The organism is Streptomyces crystallinus (genome assembly GCF_039521265.1).
In the GTDB taxonomy this organism is placed as follows: Bacteria; Actinomycetota; Actinomycetes; order Streptomycetales; family Streptomycetaceae; genus Streptomyces; species Streptomyces crystallinus.
This window is the reverse complement of the sequence record NZ_BAAACA010000014.1, coordinates 161,139-182,335: the sequence shown is the minus strand read 5'-3', so window position 1 is coordinate 182,335 and position 21,197 is coordinate 161,139. Positions and strand designations below refer to the sequence as shown.

Annotated in this window: 23 protein-coding genes; 8 read left to right on the top strand and 15 right to left on the bottom strand. The window is 70.1% G+C overall.

Annotated elements, in window-relative coordinates; genetic code table 11:
• Nucleotides 1–18: 18 nt before the first annotated feature.
• Nucleotides 19–1,008 carry a GlxA family transcriptional regulator gene (locus ABD236_RS11395; RefSeq protein ID WP_344073156.1) on the bottom strand — a complete coding sequence of 330 codons (990 nt, stop codon included), beginning with the start codon at nucleotides 1,006–1,008 and terminating at the stop codon, nucleotides 19–21.
• A 145-nt stretch (nucleotides 1,009–1,153) separates the two neighbouring features.
• Between ABD236_RS11395 and ABD236_RS11390 the strand changes: the two genes are divergently transcribed.
• On the top strand, nucleotides 1,154–2,050 hold the full coding sequence (locus ABD236_RS11390) for an NAD-dependent epimerase/dehydratase family protein (protein ID WP_344073154.1): 897 nt from the start codon (nucleotides 1,154–1,156) through the stop codon (nucleotides 2,048–2,050).
• A 73-nt stretch (nucleotides 2,051–2,123) separates the two neighbouring features.
• Here ABD236_RS11390 and ABD236_RS11385 read toward each other — a convergent pair whose 3' ends face one another.
• From ABD236_RS11385 to ABD236_RS11370, 4 genes are all read right to left on the bottom strand, one after another.
• Nucleotides 2,124–3,488, bottom strand: coding sequence for a VWA domain-containing protein (locus tag ABD236_RS11385; RefSeq protein WP_344073151.1), 1,365 nt, complete (start codon nucleotides 3,486–3,488; stop codon nucleotides 2,124–2,126).
• Nucleotides 3,489–3,675: 187 nt separating this feature from the next.
• Nucleotides 3,676–4,035: a hypothetical protein gene (locus tag ABD236_RS11380; protein ID WP_344073149.1), complete on the bottom strand. Its 360-nt coding sequence runs from the start codon at nucleotides 4,033–4,035 to the stop codon at nucleotides 3,676–3,678.
• Between the two features lie 252 nt (nucleotides 4,036–4,287).
• Nucleotides 4,288–5,460: an agmatine deiminase family protein gene (locus ABD236_RS11375; protein WP_344073147.1), complete on the bottom strand. Its 1,173-nt coding sequence runs from the start codon at nucleotides 5,458–5,460 to the stop codon at nucleotides 4,288–4,290.
• Nucleotides 5,461–5,609: 149 nt separating this feature from the next.
• The gene (locus ABD236_RS11370) at nucleotides 5,610–5,735 is read right to left on the bottom strand and encodes a hypothetical protein (RefSeq protein ID WP_344073145.1); all 126 of its coding nucleotides are present in this window, start codon (nucleotides 5,733–5,735) and stop codon (nucleotides 5,610–5,612) included.
• 32 nt (nucleotides 5,736–5,767) lie between these two features.
• Between ABD236_RS11370 and ABD236_RS11365 the strand changes: the two genes are divergently transcribed.
• Nucleotides 5,768–6,349, top strand: a complete 582-nt coding sequence (locus ABD236_RS11365; RefSeq protein WP_344073142.1) for a TetR/AcrR family transcriptional regulator — start codon at nucleotides 5,768–5,770, stop codon at nucleotides 6,347–6,349.
• 424 nt (nucleotides 6,350–6,773) lie between these two features.
• A complete protein-coding gene (locus ABD236_RS11360; RefSeq protein WP_344073140.1) occupies nucleotides 6,774–7,814 on the top strand; it encodes a S1 family peptidase in 1,041 nt (346 codons plus the stop codon).
• Between the two features lie 28 nt (nucleotides 7,815–7,842).
• On the opposite strand, the gene ABD236_RS11355 is transcribed toward ABD236_RS11360, so the two are convergent.
• Complete coding sequence (locus tag ABD236_RS11355; RefSeq protein WP_344073137.1) at nucleotides 7,843–8,412, bottom strand: TetR/AcrR family transcriptional regulator; 570 nt, start codon at nucleotides 8,410–8,412, stop codon at nucleotides 7,843–7,845.
• Nucleotides 8,413–8,561: 149 nt separating this feature from the next.
• On the opposite strand from ABD236_RS11355, the gene ABD236_RS11350 reads away from it, so the two are divergent.
• From ABD236_RS11350 to ABD236_RS11340, 3 genes are all read left to right on the top strand, one after another.
• Entirely contained in the window at nucleotides 8,562–10,028 is a 1,467-nt protein-coding gene (locus ABD236_RS11350; protein WP_344074213.1) for an MFS transporter, read from the top strand.
• The gene (locus tag ABD236_RS11345) at nucleotides 10,009–10,671 is read left to right on the top strand and encodes a CatB-related O-acetyltransferase (protein WP_344073133.1); all 663 of its coding nucleotides are present in this window, start codon (nucleotides 10,009–10,011) and stop codon (nucleotides 10,669–10,671) included. The genes ABD236_RS11350 and ABD236_RS11345 overlap by 20 nt, the downstream gene beginning before the upstream one ends.
• Before the next feature lie 355 nt (nucleotides 10,672–11,026).
• Nucleotides 11,027–12,505, top strand: coding sequence for an MFS transporter (locus ABD236_RS11340; RefSeq protein WP_344073129.1), 1,479 nt, complete (start codon nucleotides 11,027–11,029; stop codon nucleotides 12,503–12,505).
• A 103-nt stretch (nucleotides 12,506–12,608) separates the two neighbouring features.
• Here the strand turns inward: ABD236_RS11340 and ABD236_RS11335 are convergent, their stop codons facing one another.
• The 3 genes from ABD236_RS11335 to ABD236_RS11325 form a co-directional block, all read right to left on the bottom strand.
• Nucleotides 12,609–12,971, bottom strand: coding sequence for a VOC family protein (locus ABD236_RS11335; RefSeq protein WP_344073127.1), 363 nt, complete (start codon nucleotides 12,969–12,971; stop codon nucleotides 12,609–12,611).
• 89 nt (nucleotides 12,972–13,060) lie between these two features.
• The gene (locus ABD236_RS11330; protein ID WP_344073125.1) at nucleotides 13,061–13,726 is read right to left on the bottom strand and encodes a nitroreductase; all 666 of its coding nucleotides are present in this window, start codon (nucleotides 13,724–13,726) and stop codon (nucleotides 13,061–13,063) included.
• 128 nt (nucleotides 13,727–13,854) lie between these two features.
• A complete protein-coding gene (locus ABD236_RS11325; protein WP_344073123.1) occupies nucleotides 13,855–14,241 on the bottom strand; it encodes a VOC family protein in 387 nt (128 codons plus the stop codon).
• Nucleotides 14,242–14,340: 99 nt separating this feature from the next.
• Between ABD236_RS11325 and ABD236_RS11320 the strand changes: the two genes are divergently transcribed.
• Nucleotides 14,341–15,306, top strand: coding sequence for a helix-turn-helix transcriptional regulator (locus tag ABD236_RS11320; RefSeq protein WP_344073121.1), 966 nt, complete (start codon nucleotides 14,341–14,343; stop codon nucleotides 15,304–15,306).
• Between the two features lie 29 nt (nucleotides 15,307–15,335).
• Here the strand turns inward: ABD236_RS11320 and ABD236_RS11315 are convergent, their stop codons facing one another.
• Together ABD236_RS11315 and ABD236_RS11310 are read right to left on the bottom strand one after the other, a co-directional pair.
• Nucleotides 15,336–16,004 (bottom strand): hypothetical protein, encoded by a 669-nt coding sequence (locus ABD236_RS11315; RefSeq protein ID WP_344073118.1) that lies wholly within the window; start codon nucleotides 16,002–16,004, stop codon nucleotides 15,336–15,338.
• A gap of 277 nt (nucleotides 16,005–16,281) precedes the next feature.
• Entirely contained in the window at nucleotides 16,282–17,595 is a 1,314-nt protein-coding gene (locus ABD236_RS11310) for an SgcJ/EcaC family oxidoreductase (RefSeq protein WP_344073116.1), read from the bottom strand.
• Between the two features lie 179 nt (nucleotides 17,596–17,774).
• Between ABD236_RS11310 and ABD236_RS11305 the strand changes: the two genes are divergently transcribed.
• Nucleotides 17,775–18,293 (top strand): MarR family winged helix-turn-helix transcriptional regulator, encoded by a 519-nt coding sequence (locus tag ABD236_RS11305; RefSeq protein WP_344073114.1) that lies wholly within the window; start codon nucleotides 17,775–17,777, stop codon nucleotides 18,291–18,293.
• A 66-nt stretch (nucleotides 18,294–18,359) separates the two neighbouring features.
• Here ABD236_RS11305 and ABD236_RS11300 read toward each other — a convergent pair whose 3' ends face one another.
• From ABD236_RS11300 to ABD236_RS11285, 4 genes are all read right to left on the bottom strand, one after another.
• Nucleotides 18,360–18,824, bottom strand: coding sequence for a Clp protease N-terminal domain-containing protein (locus ABD236_RS11300; RefSeq protein WP_344073112.1), 465 nt, complete (start codon nucleotides 18,822–18,824; stop codon nucleotides 18,360–18,362).
• 7 nt (nucleotides 18,825–18,831) lie between these two features.
• Nucleotides 18,832–19,035, bottom strand: coding sequence for a helix-turn-helix domain-containing protein (locus ABD236_RS11295; protein WP_344073110.1), 204 nt, complete (start codon nucleotides 19,033–19,035; stop codon nucleotides 18,832–18,834).
• Nucleotides 19,036–19,153: 118 nt separating this feature from the next.
• Entirely contained in the window at nucleotides 19,154–19,762 is a 609-nt protein-coding gene (locus tag ABD236_RS11290; RefSeq protein WP_344073108.1) for an RICIN domain-containing protein, read from the bottom strand.
• A 442-nt stretch (nucleotides 19,763–20,204) separates the two neighbouring features.
• Nucleotides 20,205–20,999 carry a DUF2382 domain-containing protein gene (locus ABD236_RS11285; RefSeq protein ID WP_344073106.1) on the bottom strand — a complete coding sequence of 265 codons (795 nt, stop codon included), beginning with the start codon at nucleotides 20,997–20,999 and terminating at the stop codon, nucleotides 20,205–20,207.
• Nucleotides 21,000–21,197 lie beyond the last annotated feature (198 nt).

Sequence of the window (21,197 nt, the reverse complement as noted above, 5' to 3'; positions counted from 1 at the left end):
GCCCACGTCCGGGCCGGGTTACGGGTGGTCACGACCGGCCTTCACGCTCTTGCGGTGGGAGAAGGCACCACGGTAGGCGGCCGGGCTCATGCCGATCTGGCGGTTGAGGTGCTGGCGCAGCGACTCGCCGGAGCCGAGCCCGCTGCGGCGCGCCACAAGGTCGACGGTGAGATCGGTGGTCTCCAGCAGCTCGCGGGCCCGCAGCAACCGCTGCTGGAGCAGCCATTGGAACGGGGTCACACCGGTCTCGGCGGTGAAGCGGCGGGTCAGGGTCCGCACGCTGACCCTCGCGTGACCGGCCAGGTCGTGCAAGGAGATCGGCTGGTCCAGATGTCGTAGTGCCCATGTACGAGCCGCGTCCAAGGAGGAGTCGGTCGCGGCCGGCAGCGGGGTCTGCACGAACTGCGCCTGCCCGCCGTGCCGTACGGGAGTGACGACGGCCGCGCGGGCCGCCGCGTTGGCCACGGCCGCGCCGTAGTCGGAGTTGATCAGGTGCAGGCACAGGTCGATCCCGGCGGCGGACCCGGCACCGGTGACGATGGGTCCGTCCTCGACGAACAGCCGGTCGGCGTCCACGCGCACCGCGGGGAAGGCGCGCCGCAGCTCGTCGGCCAGGGCCCAGTGGGTGGTGGCGGCCCGGCCGTCGAGGAGCCCGGCCTGGGCGAGAACGAAAGCGCCGCTGCAGATCGACGCGATGCGCTTGCCTGCGGCGGCCGCCTCCCGCAAGGCGTCCAGAGCGGCAGGCTCGGTGTCGTGCCGGGCGGCGGTCGAGGGGACGATCACGGTGTCGGCCGCCGCGACAGCCTCCAGGCCGTTCCGGACCACCACGTCGATGCCACCGGAGGCGGCGAGCGCGCCGGGTGCGGCGGTGCACACCGTCACCTCATAGCCCGGATGCCCGCCGATGTCGGCGGCGCCGAGCAGCACCGACGGCATCGACAGGTCGAAGGGCTTGACCGCGGGAACGGCCAGGACGGCGACACGGTGCATGGGGTGCATGGGATGCATGGCTGGATCCTTGGACCTCGTGGCATTCAGGCCACTGACCCTACCCCGCGGCCGGAGGGCAGAGTTGGGTTCGCGGCCGGGCCCCCGCGCACCGCGTCTCCCCGTGCGGGAGGCGTTCACCCTTCAGGATTACGGAGAGAACGTCATGGCTGAATCAGTCGTCATCGGGGCGGGCGCGACCGGGATCGCGACCGCCAGACAACTGGCCGACAGCGGTAGGCGGGTCCGCCTCATCACCCGCAGTGGCAGCGGCCCGGACCACCCCGGCATCGAGCGGATCGCCCTGGACGCGGGCCGCACCGACGAGTTGGCCGAGGCGCTGGCAGGCGCGGCCACGGTCTTCAACGCCGCCATGACCGCCTACCACACCTGGCCGGAGACCATGCCCCCGCTGTTCGCGTCGATCCTCGCCGCGACCGAGCGGGCCGGGGCCGACTATGTGATGCTCGGGAACCACTACGGCTACCAGCAGAGCACCGAGCCGCTCACCGAGCGCACCCCGATGGCCCCGCACACCCGCAAGGGCCGGGTACGGGCCGAGCTGTGGCGGCAGGCGAAGAGCGCCCACGACGCGGGGCGGCTGCGGGTCACCGAAGTACGGGCCGGCCAGTACCTGGGCCCCGGCGCGGTCTCGCCGTTCACGCTGCTGGTCGCGCCCCGGGTCCGCGAAGGCGAACTCGCCCTCGTCCAGGGCGACCCCGACGCGGCGCACTCGTATTCGTACACCGAGGACGTCGCGGCGGCGCTGGTGGCGGTCGGTGGCAACGGGCGGTCCTGGGGCCGCCCCTGGCACGCCCCGGTCATCACCACGACCTTGCGCCGGGCGGCGGTGGAGTACGCGGCCCTGCACGAAGCGCCCGAACCGCGGCTTGGGTCGCTGACCGAACGGGAGCTGGCGCTGCTGTCGTTCACCGACACGGTGTGGCGGGAGTTCGCCGAGATGGGATACATGTCCGAGCGGCCGTTCACCGTGGACGACAGCGACATCCGCGACACCTTCGGGCTGAAGCCCTCAACGCTGTGCGAGGCGCTGACGGGCTGATGGGGTGGTGGGCGGGCCGGAACTCTCCGGCCCGCCCGTAGCCGGTCATTCAATGACGCCGTTGGCTCCCCGACTACGCGGGCAGAATGGCCGCCGCCCGAGCCGCCGTCAGCCAGGAGGGGAACTGGGACAGCAGGCGGTCGTACAGCTCCTCGTCGGAGACCTTGGCGATGTCGTCGACGGCGAAGAACCCGGTGTTGTCGACGCGACGGCCCGTCAGTGTGTCGAATCGTTCCAGCACGCCGTAGTCGGCCTGTCCCAGGCCCACGAACTGCCAGAAGAGCGGCTCGTCGGCGGCACTGCGCAGCTCACGTTCGATCTGCACGTCGTTGTAGACGCCGCCGTCGGAGAAGAAGAGGACCAGGGTCGGCACGGCCGCCGGGTTCTCCTTGACGTATGCGCGGACCTGGGCGATGACCTTCTGCTCCTCGTTCCCCCACCCGATGTCCTGCATCTCCTCGCGGCCCCGACGGCCGAAGAACCCCCGATGCTTCACCAGCCGTTCGAAGCGCGGCCCCCGTCCGGCCGGAACATGGGTCTGCAACCATGTGGGCAGTTCACCGATACGCAGGTCGGGCAGCTGGGTCGATTCCGTGGCGAACGCCCAGGCCTGCATGGTGCCGTCGTCCTCCAACTGCGCGGCCACAGCGGCCATGCGCTCCACCACATCGGCGACCACACCGTCTCTGTAGAGACTGCTCATCGACCCCGAGGCGTCGAGGACCAGCACCACGCGTGCTGAGACACCCTGCGCGCCGTGCTTGGTGAGGCAGACGGCGACCTTCTCCTTGCGCAGATCCAGACGCTTGCGCATGTCGACGGGCAGGCTGTCCTCGCTCTGCGGCTGCATCTGCGGGGGGCGTGTGGCCGCGGGCTCGGATACCGCCGCGGGCTCGGGCTCGGGCTCCTCGGCCACCGATATACCGAAGTCCGTCGCCAGCCCGGCCAACCCCGACGCATAGCCCTGCCCCACGGCCCGGAACTTCCATCCCGTGCCGCGGCGGTAGAGCTCACCGGCGATGAACGCCGTCTCGCTCGTCGCCGCCATCTCGAACAGGGCGAGTTCCACCCCGGACTGGGCGTCCAGCAGCCGCAGTCGCAGCCCCGAGAGCTCACCGAACGTACCGCCGTCGAGGGAAGCGCAGAGGGAGATCTGCTCGATATCCGGCTCCAGCGCTCCGAGTTCCACCTCCACCGTGTCCGTGACGGAGTCCCCGTCGTCGTGCTTTCCCAAGTGCCGTACGGTGCCGGACGCATGGCGCGGTTGGTTGTAGAAGACGAGGTCGTTGTCGTCGCGGACCCGTCTCTCCTGGGTGAGCAGCAGCGCGGACGCATCGGCGTCGAGGCCATCACCCGCCTGCTTCCAGACGAGTTCGGCGCGTACGACGGTGGCGGCGATCTGAATGTTGGCGCCCTGGACCATAGATGTAGTCGTCATCCGGCCAGTGTGCCTGGATTTGGCGCCGACGACCCATATTTGATCAGCTCGGCTACGCGCCCGCCGACGACGTGAACAGGGGACTTGCCGTAACGGCCGCTTGCCGGCCGGGACGGCCCGATACCAGCGACCGGCGACCGGCGGGGCATTGTCACCCGATACGGCAAGAACCCCAGCGGCTACCCCCTCACTGGGTGCGGCCGGTCAGGAACACCGAGCGCAGCTTGAGGCGATCCGTGGCGGGGTTCCCGTGCGGCCGCAGAGTCCAGGAGTCGCCGGTGCAGTCGGGCTCGGTGAACACCATGACCCACTCGTCGGTGTCGTTGTGCGGGGCGAAGGCAGGCTCGGAGGAGCCCGGGTCCGCGACTTCGGGCAGGACGACGCAGCCGGGACTGACCGGGTCGTGGAGGGTGACGGACTGCGGCGCGCCGTCGAGGCCGATGAACTTGTAGGAGAAGTGACCGGTGGCGGCGCTCGCGGACGCCGATTGGGTGAGGAGGAGTGCGAGCGCACCGCAAACGGCGGCGGCGGTGTGGCGAAGACGCATGAAACCCGTTCCGTCTGGGGAGTTGGCGGCCTCCCCGAAGCCGGACTCCGACATGCTGCCGGATCTGCTCAGCCAAATCCCCTGACGGCGGCCCCTGATGCGCGGTGTCACCCGCGCGTGGGCCGACGTATCGATCCTCCGCCCGCCATCCGGGTGAATGGCCCGGACAAGCCATGCGGCACCGCACGGGACGTGCTCTACACCCGGCTGGGCGGGGTGGCGGGAGCTGTTGGCCTCGTCTCCCGGTCACGTTCAGGCGGCGGGCTTTCCGGGCTGGTCGTGCGTGGAGCAGTGGATGCCACCGCCACCGGAGGCGATGGTGTCGATCTTGATCTGGACGACGTCCCGCTTGGGGAAGTGCTCCTGGAGGATGGACTTGGCCCGCGCGTCCGCCTGCTTGTCGCCGAACTTGGGCAGGAAGACGGAGTCGTTGGCGACGTAGAAGTTCGCGTAGGTGGACACGAAGTCGTCACCCTTGCCGGTGATCTTGTCGAGGTCGGGCTGGGGCAGGTCGATGATCTCGAAGCGCCGACCGCGTGCGTCGGTGGTCCTGCTGAGTACCGAGCGGGCCTGGTCGGCCGAGCGGGACCAGGAGTCCGGGGGAGAGCCGGGGAACGCCTTGTCGAGGAGGACCACGCCGGGGGCGGTGAACCGTACGAGGCTGTCCACGTGCGCGTCGGTGATGTCCTGGCCGCGGACGCCCGCCAGCCAGACCACCTTCTCCACGCCGAGCGTCTCGATGAGCTCGTCCTCGATCCGGTCGCGGCTCTTGCCGCGGTTGCGGTTGTCGTTGACGATCGAGCTCTCGGTGACGAGGAGGGTTCCCTCGCCGTCGGTCTCGAAGGAACCGCCCTCGGCGACCAGCGGCGCCTGTTCACGCGGGACCTTGTACTCGGCGAGCAGCTTGCGGCCCACTTGGGCGTCGTTGGTGTGCTCCTGCTTGTTGCCCCAGCCGTTGAAGTTGAAGTCGACGCCGACGACCTTGCCCGCGTCCTCGACGAAGACAGGCACGATGTCGCGGGCCCAGAGGTCGTCCACGGGGAGCGCGATGACCTCGACCTTCGATCCGCAGGCCCGCTGCGCGGCCGCCACCTGGTCGGGGCGGGCCAACACCACGACGGCCTCGTACTCCCCGACCGCGCGGGCGATGCGGGCGATGTCCTCGCGTACGTAGGGCAGGTCCTCCTCCCAGACGGAGGGGAGGGCCGGCCAGGACATGAACGTACGGGTGTGGCTCTCCCACTCGGCGCCGAAGCGCCGGTCGCCGTGGGCGCCTCGGGAGGCCGCTGCCCCACTCGGGCGGGTGGTCTCACCGGCCCGGGAGGAGCTGTCGGGGTCGCATGCCGTGGCGCCGAGGGAGAGTCCGCCGCCGATGCCGGCGAGGGTGCGCAGGGCGGTGCGCCGGGTGGGGGAGAGGTGGGACACGAGGTGCTCCGATCGTGGGCGCAGGAGAGGGTATCCGGATGCGGCGGGCGGGTGGGGGTGGCGCGCGACGGCGGGTGTGCGGGGTCCGTGTCCTCACGCGGGTGGGGGGCCGGGCACGTACGCCACTGTGGCACTGACTGAATTTTCAGTCAAATCAGCTCGCTGTCGAGGGGTCCGTGGCTGTCGTCACCGTCGTGGCCGTGGTGGTCGTCGTGGCCGTCGTGCTGAGCCAGTACGGCGTACGCGGGGAAACCGGCAGGGTGGGCTGTGGGCACGCGTGTCTCCGGAGCCCGGATAGGGTTCTGACATGGCGTCTCGCAGTACTCAGATCCTGGAAGCGGCCGCCCGGGTGATCGCCCGGCGCGGGGTCCGCGGCCTTCGCGTGGAAGAACTCGCGGAGGAGGCCGGGGTGTCCACCGGCCTGATCTACTACCACTTCAAGGACCGCACCGGAGTCCTGCGCCAGACGCTGGAGTTCATCAACGACCGCGCCGAGCGGTACACCACGGCCCAGGGTCCGGACGAGGAGCCGCTGAGTCCCCGCGAGGAGCTGGACCAGGTGCTGCTCCTGGAGCTCCAGGACACCCCTGAGGTACGCGAGAACAGCACCGCCTGGGGCGAGTTGCGGGCGAGCGCTGTCTTCGATCCCGTGCTGCGCGAGGACCTGGCCCGCGCGACGCTGGCGTGGGTGCAGGAGGTGGCCGCCCTGCTGGGACAGGTGCAGCCGCTTGCCCCGGCGGCCGCGCTCGCGGCGGCGGCCGAGAGACTGACGGCCCTGCTCGAAGGCCTGAGCATGCGGTGGCTCAGTGGTGGAATCGCCATCGAGCACGCCCGCGCGCTCATGACGGAGGCCATCGAGGTGGAGCTGGCGCGGCTGAGGCAGCGCTAGATCTCGCGCCCCTGGGTCTGGCTCGTCGCCGAGAACCCGGCACGGCTGTCACAGCTGTCTTCGAGGGCGAGACCGGCGAGCATCTGTACACCACCGCCCGTCAGGAGATCTTGCGGGCAAGATCGGCCACCGTCTTGCCGTCGTACGCGGTCAGGAGCGCCCGCAGGGACTCACAGGCCTGACTCACGGCGTAGAGCGGCGTGGCATTGACCTTCTTTGGTGATATTCAGTCACTATTGAGATGGTTTCCTGCACACCTTCGACCATGAGAAGGCGCATCATGCCGCCAGGACGTACTGGAGCCGTATGGGCGGTTGTTGCCGCGGCCGTTGCCACTCTCGTGCTCGGTGCCGGACCCAACACGTCGACGGCGGCCCCGGCCGGGCTCGCTCGTGGCCGTGCGGTACGTGATGTGCAGGGTGCGATGCGGATCGACCTTGGCCTCAGCCGTGAGCAGGCCCGGGCACGGCTGAGGAATGAGGCGGCGGGGGCGGTCGTGGCCAGGCGCCTGGCCTGGGTTCTGGGCGCGGCGTTCGCGGGTGCTTGGGTGGAGGGGGCAGGTTCCTCGCGTGTCATCGTGGCGACAACCGACCCTGCGCGCGTGCCCGCGATCGCGGCCGACGGGGCCGAGGGCAAGTCCGTGCGGCACAGCCTTCGTGCACTCACGAACGCCAAGTCGCGACTGGACCGGGCCGCCGTGCGCCGTCACGGGCTCGGCACGCTTGTCTGGTACGTCGACGTGCGGACGAACAGGGTGGTCGTGCAAGCGCGGAGCAGGGCCGCCGCTCGGGAACTGATCGCCGGCGCCGGAGTCGATGCGGCGCTCTTGAGCGTCCAGACTGTCCAGCAGCAACCCCACCTGCTGCACGGCATCCGAGGCGGCGACGCCTTCTACCGTCCGACGGACGGGGGCAGGTGCAGCGTAGGGTTCGCCGTCACCCGCGGCAAGGAAAAGGGCTTCGTCACCGCAGGTCACTGCGGGAGGAAGGGCACCACCACCCGCGGCTTCAACAAACGGGATCAGGGGGTCTTCCGGGCCTCGGTGTTCCCCGGCGCCGACATGGCCTGGGTGGCCACCAACAGCGCTTGGGCGGCGCGCCCGTACGTCAAGGGCGGACGCGCGCGGGAGCTTGAGATCACGGGGTCGGCCGAAGCGCTCGTCGGCGCGTCCGTGTGCCGATCGGGTTCCACCAGCGGATGGCACTGCGGCATCATCGAGCAGCATGACGTCACCGTGGCCCACGCCGAGGGGACAGTCACCGGAGTGACCCGTACGAGCGTCTGCGCCGAGCACGGCGACTCGGGTGGGCCCTACGTGGCCGGTGACCAGGCCCAGGGCGTCACGTCAGGTGGCACCGGGAACTGCACCACCGGCGGAACCTCGTTCTACCAGCCGATCAACCCCCTGTTGGAGCGCTACGGGCTCACCCTCGTCACCACCGGAAACGGTCCTGCTCGCGTATAGCGACGGCCGGTCCAGGGACGGAGTGGAGTCACAGCAGCAAGCGGTCGACCAGCCCGTCGACGTAGTCGGGGGTGAGCGGGACCATGCCGAACAGGACGCGGATGTACATCGGGGCCAGGATGTGATCCAGCACGCCGAACGCGTCGGGTGCGCGCTCCCCGCGGTCGCGGGCGCGATCCAGCATCGCCTGGAGTTGCCGCATGCGTTCGGCGCGGAGGAGGTCGCCGGCCCGCATGCCCTGTTGACCGTTGTTCGACAGGGCGACGGCCAGGCGTACCACCGCCAGACCGTCGGGTCCGGTGATCTCGCGGGCCACGGTGGCCGCGTACGTACGCAGATCGCCGTCCAGGCTCCCGGTGTCGGGCATCGGTGACTGCGCGTTGAGGCGGGTGAGCAGCACATCGGTGAGCAGGGACTCCAGGTTGCCCCACCGGCGGTAGATGCTGCTGTCGGCCACGCCCGCGCGGGCCGCGACCTCGCCGACGGTGAAGTTGCCGTAGCCGCGTTCGCTGATCAGGTCGGTGACGGCCTGGTGCACCTCCGCGCCGACGCGCGCACTGCGCCCGCCGGGCCGCCGGACTGGCTGTCGTTCGCTCATGCCCCCACCTTAACGCAGCTAGTGCTTGCGTTTGTGGGCCGACCCTCCCTATAGTCCCCTAACGCAGTCACCGACTGCATTAGAGCGTTCAGGTGCACCGCCACCCGCGTCAGCGGGGCCGGAGCAACCGACGATTGAGAGGGATCCCCATCGCTGCATCGCATGCGGTCGTAGGCAGTCGTTCCCACCGGGGCGTGCTGCTCACGGTGACCTGCCTCGGCCAGTTCATGGTTCTGCTCGACAACACGATCGTGGGAGCGGCGCTGCCCGATATGCAGCACCGGCTGCACACTCAGCTGACCGGTCTGCAATGGATCGTCGACGCGTACGTACTGCTGGTCGCCATGCTGCTGCTGTCCGGCGGTATCTTCGCCGACCGGTTCGGCCGCAAGCGGGTCTACCTGACCGGCGTGGCGGTGTTCACCGCCGCGTCGGTGGTGTGCGGCCTCGCGCCCTCGCTCGGCTGGCTGATCGCGGGCCGGGTGCTCCAGGGCATCGGGGCCGCCGCGCTCAGCCCCGCCTCGCTCGCCCTGCTCGCCGCCGCCTATCCCGTACCGCAAGAACGCGTCAAGACGATCGGGCTGTGGGCCGGACTCAGCGGCATCGGTCTGGCCGCAGGCCCGGTGGCCGGCGGCGTGCTGACCGATGCCTTCGGCTGGCCCGCCATCTTCGTGGTGAACCTGCCCATCGGCGTGGTCCTTCTGCTGGTCGGTCTGCGCAGCCTGGAAGAGACCCGCAATCCGAGCGCCCCCGCGATCGACATCCCGGGGACGGTGCTGTCCGTTCTGGGGGTGGGGGTGCTGACCTACGGGCTGATCGAGGGCGGTGCCCGCGGCTGGACCTCGCCGGTGATCCTGGGCAGCTTCACCGCCGCGCTGGTCCTCCTGGGCGCCTTCGTCGCCGTGGAAGCGCGTCGCCGTGCGCCGATGCTGCCGCTGCGACTGTTTCGCCAGCGGCTGTTCACCGTGTCCAACACCGCCATGGTCGTGGTGGGGTTCGCGCTCATGGGTTCGTCGTTCTTCTTCTCCCAGTTCTTCGTGTACGTCCAGGGCAGCTCGATCCTGCGCGCCGGGTTGCAGACCCTGCCGATGTCCCTCGCCATGGTGGTCGTCAGCCCGTACGCGGGCCGGCTCGCCGCCCGGTACGGCTTCCGTGTCGTGGTGACCACCGGCCTGGCGCTGGCAGGACTGGGACTGCTGGCGCTGGGTGTGGTGCACGCCGACACCGGCTACGGGAACGTGTGGTGGCGGCTGGGAGTCGTCGGCACCGGTTTCGCCCTGACGCTGTCACCGCTGACGGGAGCGGCCATCCAAGCGGTCAGCCCGCAGGAAGGCGGCCTCGCCTCCGGCATCAGCAGCACCACCCGGCAGATCGGCGCGGTGCTCGGCGTGGCGGTACTCGGAGCCGTCGTCCGCACCCGGCAGTCCGGCGGCGCCTCCTTCGAGACCGGCCTCGACAGTGCTTTCATCGCGGCCGGCGCCGTCACCTTGACGACCGCGGTGTTCACCGGCCTGTGGTTGGCGAGGTCCACGCCCGGGGAAGGCTCCGCGGCGCCGCGACATTCCACCGACCCACGAGAGAGGAACCACCTCCACGATGCCGCCCGTTCCCGCTGACCCCACCGTGCTCCACCCGATGCCCGAGCACCCGCGTGTGGTGCTGCTCAAGCCGCTGGTGAAGTCGCCGCTGATCGAGGTCGGTGACTTCTCCTACTATGACGATCCCGACGACCCGACCGCGTTCGAGACGCGCAACGTCCTCTACCACTACGGTCCCGAGCGGCTTGTCATCGGCAAGTACTGCGCGCTGGGGGCGGGCACCCGGTTCATCATGAACGGCGCCAACCACCGCATGGACGGCCCTTCCACCTTCCCGTTCCCCACCATGGGGGGCTCCTGGGCGGAGCACTTCGACCTGATCACCGACCTGCCCGGCCGGGGCGACACGGTCGTCGGCAACGACGTGTGGTTCGGGCACGGCGCCACGGTCATGCCCGGTGTACGGATCGGTCACGGCGCGATCATCGCCGCCGGCGCCGTGGTCACCGGCAACGTCCCCGACTACGGCATCGTCGGCGGCAACCCGGCCCGGCTCATCCGTACCCGCTACGACGCCGCGGACATCGCCCGACTCCTCGCCGTGGCGTGGTGGGACTGGCCCGTACAGCACATCACCAGGCACGTACGGACGATCATGTCGGGGACCGTCACCGACCTGGAGGAGGCCGCCGCGCTCCACGACGATCGGTCGGGTGCGTAATCCCATGGGCAAAGAGCCCCGAAGTGTCATATCGTGGTCAGGCTGCTGCGCCGGAGGTCTCGGCAGCAGCAGCCGGAGTTCCTGCTCTTTCTGAGAGTTTCTGTTCCTTCTGCGTCGATCTTGAGGTGACTTCTTATCAACCAGGCCATGTAGTCGTCCGTGTTCCCCGCGTGCCGATATGTCGCACGTGTTCGGGGGCGGACGTCGCGCTGGTCTGAGTTGCGTCACCCTCCCCCGCATTGTTCTGTCTTTTCCCGGGTGCAGCTCTGCCGTCTGCCCCGGGTTTCGTGTTGTTCGGCCCCGGTGCGGCTGTCGGCAGGGCTTCCCGATCTCTTTGGATCAGGAGTCCTCTCTCGTGTCTTCCTCCGCGCTCGGCAACGAGCCGCAGCACACCACCGGCCCCCCGACCCACCCCACGTCCGGGCCGTCGAAGAGGGGCCTGGCCGCCTGGATCGCCCTACTGGTACTGCTGGGCGCCGAGCTGATGGACATGATCGACCAGTCGGTCGTCCTGACCGCCCTGCCCGCGATCCAGCAGTCGACCGGAGCTGGACCGGACGCGGTGCAGTGGCTGACCACCGGCTATTCCCTGCCCATCGCCATCGGGCTGATCACCGGCGGGCGCCTCGGCGACCTCTACGGCCGGCGCAGGATCCTCCTGATCGGCACCGTCGTGTTCACCACGGCCTCGCTGCTGTGCGGCCTCGCTGCCGGGCCGGGCGTGCTGATCGGCGCCCGTGCCCTCCAGGGCGTGGGCGCGGCGCTCATGATTCCGCAGATCCTGGCCACCCTTCATGTCACCTTCGAGGGGCAGAACCGGAGCAGGGTGTTCGGCCTGTACGGAGCCGTCATGTCGCTCGCCAATGTCCTGGGCCCGGTGATGGGCGGTCTGCTGACCGAGGCGGACCTGTTCGGGCTGTCCTGGCGGCCGATCTTCCTGGTCAACGTGCCCGTCGGGCTCGCCGTGCTCCTTCTGGGACGCCGGTTCATTCCCGAGTCGACCGTGAAGAGGGCCGACCGGCTGGACCTGACCGGCGTGCTGCTGTCCGCGTCGGCCATCGTCCTGATCGTCTTCCCGCTCTCCGAGGGACACCTCCGTCACTGGCCGCTGTGGTGCTTCGCCCTGCTCGCCACCGGTCTTCTCGTCCTCGGCGTCTTCTTGCGCCATCAGCAGCGCAAGCAGGACAACGCGCCCCTCGTGCCCCTGTCCCTGTTCCGGGGCAGGCAGTTCTCCGGTGGTACGGCCGCGCAGCTGGCGCTCGGTCTGCTGTGCGGACTGTTCTTCATGACCTGGACCCTCTACCTTCAGGACGGCCTGGGCATGAGTCCCTTCCACGCGGCCCTGGCCTTCGTGCTGCTCTCCCTCGGGGAACTGGCCGGCGCGACGGTCGCGGCGAAGAGCGCCGGACGGTTCGCCCGCCGCCTGCCGCAGGCCGGAGCCCTCATCGCCCTAGCCGCGATGGCCGCCTACGGGTTCCAGGTCGCCGGCAGCCAGGCGGAGCTGACACTCGTGGCGATGACAGCTCCGGTGGTACTGATCGGCTTCGGCCTCGGCATGGTCAGCGGACCGCTCGCCGACATGTCGCTGGCCGGTATCCCGCATGAGGACGCCGGAGCCGCCTCGGGCCTGTTCAACACGGCTATCCACCTGGGCATCGCCTTCGGAACCGCGCTGACCGCCCTGGTCTTCTTCGCCGCCACCGGGGGCACACCCGACGCGGGACTCAACCGAGATGCCTTCATCACCGTCCTGTGGTGGGTCGGCAGCCTCCTCGCCCTGATGTGGGCCCTGATGTTCTGCCTGCCCAAGCAGACGGACACCCAGGCCGACTGAGCCACCCCCCCCGGCCCCCGGCCACAACTGCGGCCGGGGCCGGGGCTATCAGCCTGCACCCGGGTCGTGGCGTGTGCGCATCCACCGCGACGCGTATGCCCGACTACTGCACCGGCTCCAGGAATTCGAGCCGGTTGCCGACCGGGTCCTCCGAGTAGAAGCGCTTGTGGCCCGGCAGGTCGTCGTCCCAGACGACCTGCGCGCCCCGCTCCTCCAGGCGGGCGGCGTATGCCTCGATCCCGGTGACCCGCAGTCCTGGGTGCGCCTTCTTGGCGGGCCGGAAGTCCGTCTCGATACCCAGGTGGAGCTGGACCGGTCCGGCCTGGAACCAGCAACCGCCACGCGGCGCGAGGGCCGGAGGCTTGGGTATCTCGGTCATACCGAGGACGTTCCCGTAGTACTCCCGCAGCCGCTCCTCGCTGCCGGGCGGAGCGGCGAGCTGTACGTGATCGACGGCAGCGAGCATGAGGTCGGGCTCCTTACGTGGTGACGGCCGGCCCCCCCATCCTGCCGTCACCGGTGTCCCTCGCCAATACTTCGGCGGCCGGGGGGCGGTCACAGGCCGATGAAGCTCACCGTCTCCGTCATGGCCGCCCGCCCGGTGCGCATCCGTGGCACGCCCTCCCTCTCGTGCCCCACGGAGACGCCGCAGAACAGCACGAACCTGTCTTCGGCCCCCACGACTTGGCCGACGGTCTCGCGATACATCGTCCACATCACCTGCGGGCAGCTGTGCAGCCCTTCCGCCCTCAGCAACAGCATGACCGTCTGCAGGTACATCCCGGCGTCGCCCCACTGTCCGGGCCCCATCGCCCGGTCGAGGTAGCAGAACAGGACGAGCGGCGCCCCGAACGCCTGCGAGTTCAGGGCGGCGATCTTGAAGGGTCTGCCCGGGGCGTCGCGCGCGATCCCCAGCGCCTCGTACCGCTGGGCAGCCGCGCCGGAGAAGCGGTCGAGATACGGGGAGGCCAACTCGGCCGGGTACATCGGATACTCCCGGGCGTCCCCCGGATCTCCGGCGAGTGCCCTGGCCGTGGCGCGCTTCTTCAGCTCGGCCAGGGGCTCACCGGAGACGGCATAGACATGCCACGGCTGGAGGTTCCCGCTCGACGGGGCCCGCGCCGCCGCGGCCAGCACCCGCTCGAGTACCTCCTTGGGCACCGGCTCCTCGCTGAACGCCCGTACAGCCCGGCGGCTGTCCACGGCCTCATATACGTCCACGGCTTCGGCGTCCTCTCCCTCGACCGGCCCTTCCACGGTAGGCGGCGGTCGATGCCGAGGAACAAGGGGCCCAGGGAAGGCGCCTGATGAACTGTCCGGTCAGAGCTCTGTCAGAGTCAGAGCCCGGGTCAGACCAGGGTGGTGATGCAGAACGGGTGGCCCGCCGGGTCCAGCAGGACCCGCCACCGGTCGGGCTGCGGCTGGACGGCGGGCTCGACGGCTCCGAGGGCGAGCAGTCGGGCCTGGGCGGCATCCAAGTCGTCGACGCCCACTTCGAGGTGGGCCTGCTTCTCCTGGGAAGGGGCCGGCCAGGTCGGGGGCCGGTAGTCAGCCAGCCGGTTGAAGCCCAGGCCCGCCGCGCCCGCTTGGCCGAGCATGACGAAGTCGTCGGAGGAGTAGGCGGTCGGCAGACCGAGGGCGTCGCCGTAGAAACGGGCCAGTTCGGCGGGGTCGGGGCAGTCGAAGGTGACGGCCGCGTAGCGGAACGTGGGTGCGGACGTGGTTTCCGTGCGCATGGTTTCAGTTTCCGTGCTCATGGTTTCAGCGCTCATGAGGACGACGCTATGACGGGACCCGGACAGATACGGTCCTGGTCGTGCGGGAGACTTCGCCATGTGATCAGCACATCAGCCCGCCTGCTGCGACTGGTCTCGCTGCTGTCCTCGCGCCCGTCGTGGACCTGCGGCGAGCTGGCCGACACGATGGCGGTCACCGAGCGCACGGTCCGGCGTGACGTCGCGAGGCTGCGCGAACTCGGATACGGAGTCGAGTCCGACCCTGGGCCGTGGGGCGGCTATCGCCTGCGCGCCGGAGCCCGGGTGCCACCCCTGGTCCTCGACGACGAGGAGGCGCTCGCCGTGGCCGTCGGGCTGCGCGAGGCGGCGCTCAGCGGCGTGCTCGGCGGCGACCAGGCCGCGCTGTCCGCTCTGCTGAAGCTGCGTCAGGTGCTACCGCGCCGGATCGCGGAGCGGCTGGGGGAGATGGACGCCGCGTTCGTGCACACCGCGAGAGTCGACGAGCCGCAGATCGCGCCCGGCATGCTGCTGGAACTGGCCGGCGCGTGCCGCCGAGCCGAGCGCATCCACCTCTCGTACCGCGATCGCGCGGGCAAGGCCACGGTCCGGGACGTCGACCCGTACCGTCTGGTGCACACCGGACGCCGTTGGTACTTCGTCGCCCGGGATGTGACGCGGGACGAGTGGCGTACGTTCCGGGCGGACAGGGTGGCCGAGATCCGGTCGACCGGACGCCCGGTGGAACTGATCGACCCGCCGGACCCGGCGCTCCTCGTCTCCCGCTCCATGGCGAGCTCCGCATACCCGCTCTATGTGACGATCCGCCTGCCTATGCCCCTGGACCAGGCACGTCGGCTGATACCCCCGACGGTCGGCATCCACCGCCCGGACGGCCCCGACGCCACGGTCGTCGACATCGGCGGCCCCGACGCGGACGGCCTCGCCGGCTACCTCCTCAGCCTGGCCACACCGCTGCGGGTCCTGTCACCGGACGGTGTACGGGAGGCCCTGCTGCGCCGTACGCGGGAGCTGTACGAGGACAACGCGGACGGTCGGAGCTGGTAGGTGGCGAGGACGTCGCCGCTGACCTTGGTCTATCGGGCGTGCCACCTGGGCGCGTACATGGTCTGGGTCGGCGGGGGCGGAGGAGGTGAGGGCGGCGGCTCGTCGTGGAGCAGGGGCAGTGGCGTGTGGAGGCGCCAGATGCCCGGGAGGTCCAGTCGGGCCTGGCGTTTCGCCAGCAGGATCTGCTGGAGGGTGAGAATCCCGGTCAGCACGCACTCCCCGCTGCTGAGAGCGACCAGCTGGGCGTCGCGTACGACGGCGACGAGCCCGGTGACGCGGAAGTTCAGGTCGAGGCCGACGTCGAGGGTGCCGAGCTTGATGCCGTCCATGAGGACGTCGACATAGGGGCGGTGGTGCGAGGTGATGTCGTGGGTCGCGAGAGCGACCACCTCCTCGCTGCCCGGGGCGGCGCGGGTGCGGCGCGCGGCGGCGGTGAGGGCGGCGTGCTTGCGCCAGCCGCCCGCTGCCACGTCGAAGAGGTCCAGGCCGAGGAAGGAATCGACGACGGCCGCCATCTCACGCTCGACGGCTTCGTCGGCCGCGGCTGTCAGGGGGCGGGTGGTTCCGCTGAGGAGCGCGGTGGCCGCCCCGCTGCCCTGGAGCGGACCGAGGAGCGCGTCGGCGGAGCCCTCGTCAGGCCGGCTGAACAGGAACGCGCGAACCGTGTACGGCTCTGTAGCTGCGGCAGCGGTGGTCATGACGTCACCTCGGTGGAGCCCGGCGCCCATGAGGAACATGAGGAACACGAGGAAAGAGGGACGAGGCACTACGGCACCCGGGTCGGCACCCGGCCAGAACTCACGTATCGGCCCTTCTCCATTCTCCTCCCTCTGCCTGCTCCTCGCGCGGCGCCGGCGGCGCCGTCGAACTCGCCCGGTGTGCCGCTCGGCTTCTGGATCCTTGACCTACGCATCCCGGCCCCGCTCGGACGGGATGCCGTCGGAGCGGGGCCGGGATGCGTAGGCGTCGGGTGGGTCAGGCGGAGTGGACCTGGGTGTTCTGTGCGGCGGCGATCCGCCAGCGGCCGTTGTCCTTGGCGAGGACGTACATCGGGCGGCCTTCCGGCTGGTCGTCGATGGGCTGTCCGCCGGGGGTGACCGGCCGCTGCCGGACGTTGACGGCGGCGACGTCGGGGCGGATGAACAGGATCCGTACCACCTCGTACGTGGCCGTCGAGTGCTTCGTCGCGCCGGGCAGCACCTGACGGGTGAAGGAGTCGATCTCGTCCCAGCCCGACAGCCGCTTGCCGTGCCCGGTCGTCCACACCGGGTGCTGCTTGCGGAAGTTGCTCATGAACGTGTCGACGAGCTCGTTCTGCTGGGCGTACTGGACGCCTGCCACGAAGCGGACGATGGCCTCGACGTCGGCCTGCCGCCCGTCCCCGGCACCGAACACCGCGATGCCGCTCGTGTCGACCTGCCGGTAGGAGAGTTCGCGTACGTCCGCGACCGCTCCCGCCTGCCGGGGCAGCCAGCCGAGGCTTTCGCGGGCCGCGTCGCCGCTGACGGTCTGGTCGAGGGCGAGCGCGTCGGCGAACGGGGCGCCGAGCTCCGCCCGGGCGTCCTCCAGGGCCCACGACCGCGGCTCGCCGTCGACACCGGCCGCCGCTCCGGCGGCCACGGCGAGGTCGAGGACCGATACGCGGGGCTCGGTGACACCGTGCCACAGGCTGCCGGCGGGCGCCTTCTCGACGGTGGCGACGAACAGCTCGGCCAGGTCGTCGACGTGGACCATCGGCCAGTGCACGGTCTCGTCGCCGACGTACGTCGGGGCTCCCTGCTTGCGGGCGCGGTCGACGAGCAGCGCGGGTATGCCGCCGCCGTTTCCGTGCACGATGCCGGGGCGGATCACCGCGGCCCGTACGCCCGCGTCGGCGGTGTCGAGCACCTGGCGTTCGATCGCCGGGCGGTATCCGACGATCGCCGGGGGGTTGACCGGGGCGCTCTCGTCGGCGGCCTCCGGGCCGGTGGCGCCCAGCACCCAGACGCCGCTGGCGTACACGAAGGCGCGTCCGGTGCCGCGCAGTGGATCGGTGAGTGCGGTGATGGCAGCCGCGTCCACCGCCGCGTCGCCGGTCGGAGGCGCGAGGTCGACGACGGCGTCGATGTCGGAGGTGACCGCGCGGGTGAGGGAGGCGGGGTCGGTCACGTCCCCGACGCGCCGCTCGTGTCCGGCGTCCGAGCGCTGGGCGTCACGCACCAAGGCGACCACGTGGTGTCCGGCGTCGGCCAGGTGCGCGGAGACGGCGGAGCCGATGTAGCCGGAGGCGCCGATGAGAAGGACCTTCACGGGAGTCACCTTTCGCGGAAGCGGAGCGCTTGGTGAGCGCTGGTCGAAAATTTCGACGTCGAAATATTAGGCACAGGGCTCCCGTGATGTCAAAAACTTCGACGTCGAAATGTTAAGCTCGGAGTGAAAGCCGGTTCGGCGGCCAGCCGGGCAGGGCGGGACCCCATCAGGGAGGACACATGGCGGCAACCCCACAGGGCGATGGCGTGGACGCGATCATCGAGCAGTGGCAGCGGGTCCGGCCCGACCTCGACTGCTCGCCGATGGCCGTGATCGGCCGCCTCTCGCGTGCGTCCCGGCTGTTGGAGCGGGCCCTGAAAGAGCACTTCGCGCAGTACGGTGTCGAGCCGTGGGAGTTCGACGTCCTCGCCACGCTCTACCGCTCGGGACCGCCGTACACCGTCAGCGCGGGGGAGCTCAGCACGGCCGCGATGGTGAGCAGCGCGGCCCTCACCAACCGCATCGACCGGCTCGTCGACAAGGGTCTGGTCGACCGCGAACTCGACGCCACCCACCGGCGCCGCGTCCTCATCTCCCTGACGGACGCGGGTATCCGCGCCACCGAAGACCTGGTGGTGCACCATCTGGAGAACGAGGAGCGTCTCCTCGGCGGGCTGGCCCCCGCCGAGCGCACCCAACTCGTGCCGCTCCTGCGCACCCTGCTGATCTCCCTCGGCGACCGACCGCAGACGGGATGAGGTGACCCGGGCGAGCGCGAGCGAGCCGCCGAAAGCCTAAAGGCCTCAATGGGCCTAAAAGGGGACTCAGTTCCCCGCCCGGTGAATGCTTTCGCGGACAGCGACGCGGTCGACGCCGAGCTGTGCGATGAGCTCCGCCACCGGATCCGGCTGCTCACAGTCGAGCAGCGCCAGCAGCAGGTGTTCCGGCGTGATGCGCCGACGGCCGGCCTTCCGTGTCTCGGCAAGGGCCCGGGGGATGACGGCCCGGGCTCCCGAAGTGAACGGCGTGCGCTTGCGCGAGGCGGGAATCGGCTTCCGCTCGATGCCCTGGGTGTCGATGCCGACAGCGGCGAGCGCGGACCGGTCGAGCGCGTCGAGCGCGGCGCGCGCGCTCTCCAGGTCGGCCCCGAAGGCCTGGACCGGTCCGGGCTCGTGGAGTACGCCCAGGAGAAGGTGCTCGGTGCCGATGCGGCGATCGCCCCGCAGGGTGGCTTCGCTCACCGCCGCGGTGACAGCCGTACGTGCACCCGCTGCGAACTGTTCGAACATGGTCGTCTCACTTCCCGTATTTGGCGTGCACGGACTGCCGGGAGACGCCGAGGGCGTCGCCGATCTGTTCCCAGGACCACCCCTGGTCTCTGGCGCGTGCGATTGCCGCCGCTTCCACCTGCTCGGCCAGCCGGTGCAGGGCGCCCACCGCGCGCAGCCCCACCGCCGGGTCGTGCGACCTGAGACGTTCTGAGAGATCTCCCGCTTCCATGGCTGTCAGTCTGGATTGACATCCCCGCGCTGTCAACCCAGGCTGACGCCAGGACGCCCGATGGCTCGGTGCGGCGGCCTGACCGCGTCCACTGGCTCGACGACGGCTGAGTGCGGTGTCAGCGCAGGGTGAAGCGCTGGTCCTTGGACTTGTTGCAGGACCACAGGATCACGGGGGTGTTGTTCGCCGTGGAACCGCCCTTGACCGACAGGCACTTGCCTCGCTGAGTGCCGTAGTCGGGGTGGATGTTGCACTTGCTGAGGCTGCCCGCGCAGTTGATCCAGAACTGCTGGTTGATACGTCCGTTGCAGTTCCACAGGATCGGCTGGCGGCCCTTGCTGTAGTCGCCTCCCTGAATGTCCACACACAGCCCGGCGTTGCTCACCGGCCTGATGGTGTACGTGGGGGGAGTGGCGCTGACGGTGACGAAGGACCACTTCTGGTTGGCCCCGCCGACACACTTGTACTGGTCGATCTTCGCACCCTTGCGGACGCCGCCGTGCGCGGTGATACACCGCCCGCTGGTGTGCTCGGGCTTCCAGTAGGTCGAGCTGGGCAGGGAGGAGGCGGCTAACGTGCGGCTGGGATTGTCGGTTTGTGTGACAGCCGACGACGGCTGTGCGCTCGCGGTGGTTGCGCCTTGCGCGCCTTGGGCGCTGGGAGCGCTGGCCAAGGCGAGGAGCGCCGCGCCGGCGAGTGCGGGCAAGGTGGACTTCAGGATCATCATGGGGTCTCCGTGTGTCGATTCCGAGGCGGCCAAGTCGTGTTGGCCGGTGGTGGGTTGGTCTCCGCGATGAGTCAGCCAGACCCGGTTCGGGTTCGGGGCCTGGGCCTGGTTCTGGTGGTGCGGGGCCTGGCCCTGGTTCTGGTGGTGCGGTCACACACGAAGATAGGCAGACGTGTCGCTGTTCACATCCAGCACTGGTTTGACTTGGCGCGTCCACCCAAAGCGGTAGTCGTGTCAACCGGTGCGGTAGACGGACGGGCCTGTGACAAGCGGCCCCGAGCCGGGGCGCTTCGGTATCGGTGCCTTCGGAGCGCCACGGCTCGGGGCCGCTGAAGTGGGGGACCGGCCACGGCGGGGCTGTAGGACGAGCCCCGCCGCGCCTCGCGTGTCCCGTACGCCGGGCTGTCAGACGGCTGACGCCCGACAGGCTGTCGCGGGTGGTTCAGTGCCGGGGCCCGCGGCGGTCGCCGCGTCCGGGCTCGTTGCCCCGGCGGCCGTGCTTGCCGCCCATGCCGTCGTCGTACTCGATCTGTTCCTTGCGGACGGTCTCGGAGATCTCCCGCTGCTCGGTGACCTTGTCGGTCTCCAGGCGGGCGCGCTCGACGGCGACCTTCTCCTTGCTGACGACGGGGCGCTCGGCGTGCAGCGTCACCTCGGTCTCGGCTTCGCCGATGTCGCCGCGGACCTGCTCGCCCTCGCGGATCGGCTCCCGTACGACACGGACTTCCTCGTGGCTGATCGGGACGGTGGTGGCCACGTTCTCGGTCACCACGACCTTCCGCAGCCGCGCACGGCCGACTTCCTGTTCCTCGGTGCCGACGTGCAGGCGCTCCTCGGAACGCACCAGCTCGTCCTCACCTCGCGTCTGTCCGGCCGCGGTCATGCCGGCCTGGTCGGTGCGGCCGGTGCCGAGGGCGGTTTCGCCGTGCATGCCGTAGTGGCGGTACAGGGCCCGCTCCTCGTCGGCGTCCAGGTGCTGGTCCGCGTCGACGTGGGGGGCTTCCTTGACGAGCGACTTGTGGTGGACGACGGTCAGGGTGTCGCCGTTGCTGCGCGCGCCGGACAGCGGCACGAACGTTTCCTTCGTGCCGAAGAGGCCGGTCTTGACGGTGACCCATTCCGGGCGGCCGGTGTGGTCGTCGAGCCAGACCTGCTCGACGGTACCGATCTTGTCACCCTGCGGGTCACGGACAGTGAGGTCCTTGAGGTCGCCGGTATGGAGGAATCCTGCAGTCATGCTTCATCGCTCCCTTGAAAGGGACAGCCCAGGGGATTCGGTGGGCCCCGTGTGGAAGGCCGCGCCCTGCCTCCCATTCCCGCCCCTGGCCGACGGTCCCGCAAACGGTGGGTCGACCACTGCCTGTCACGGCTGGAGGCGCGCGTGGCAGCGCAGTAGAGAGCCGACCGCTGCCGAGTCGGTCGGGTGCGTAAACAG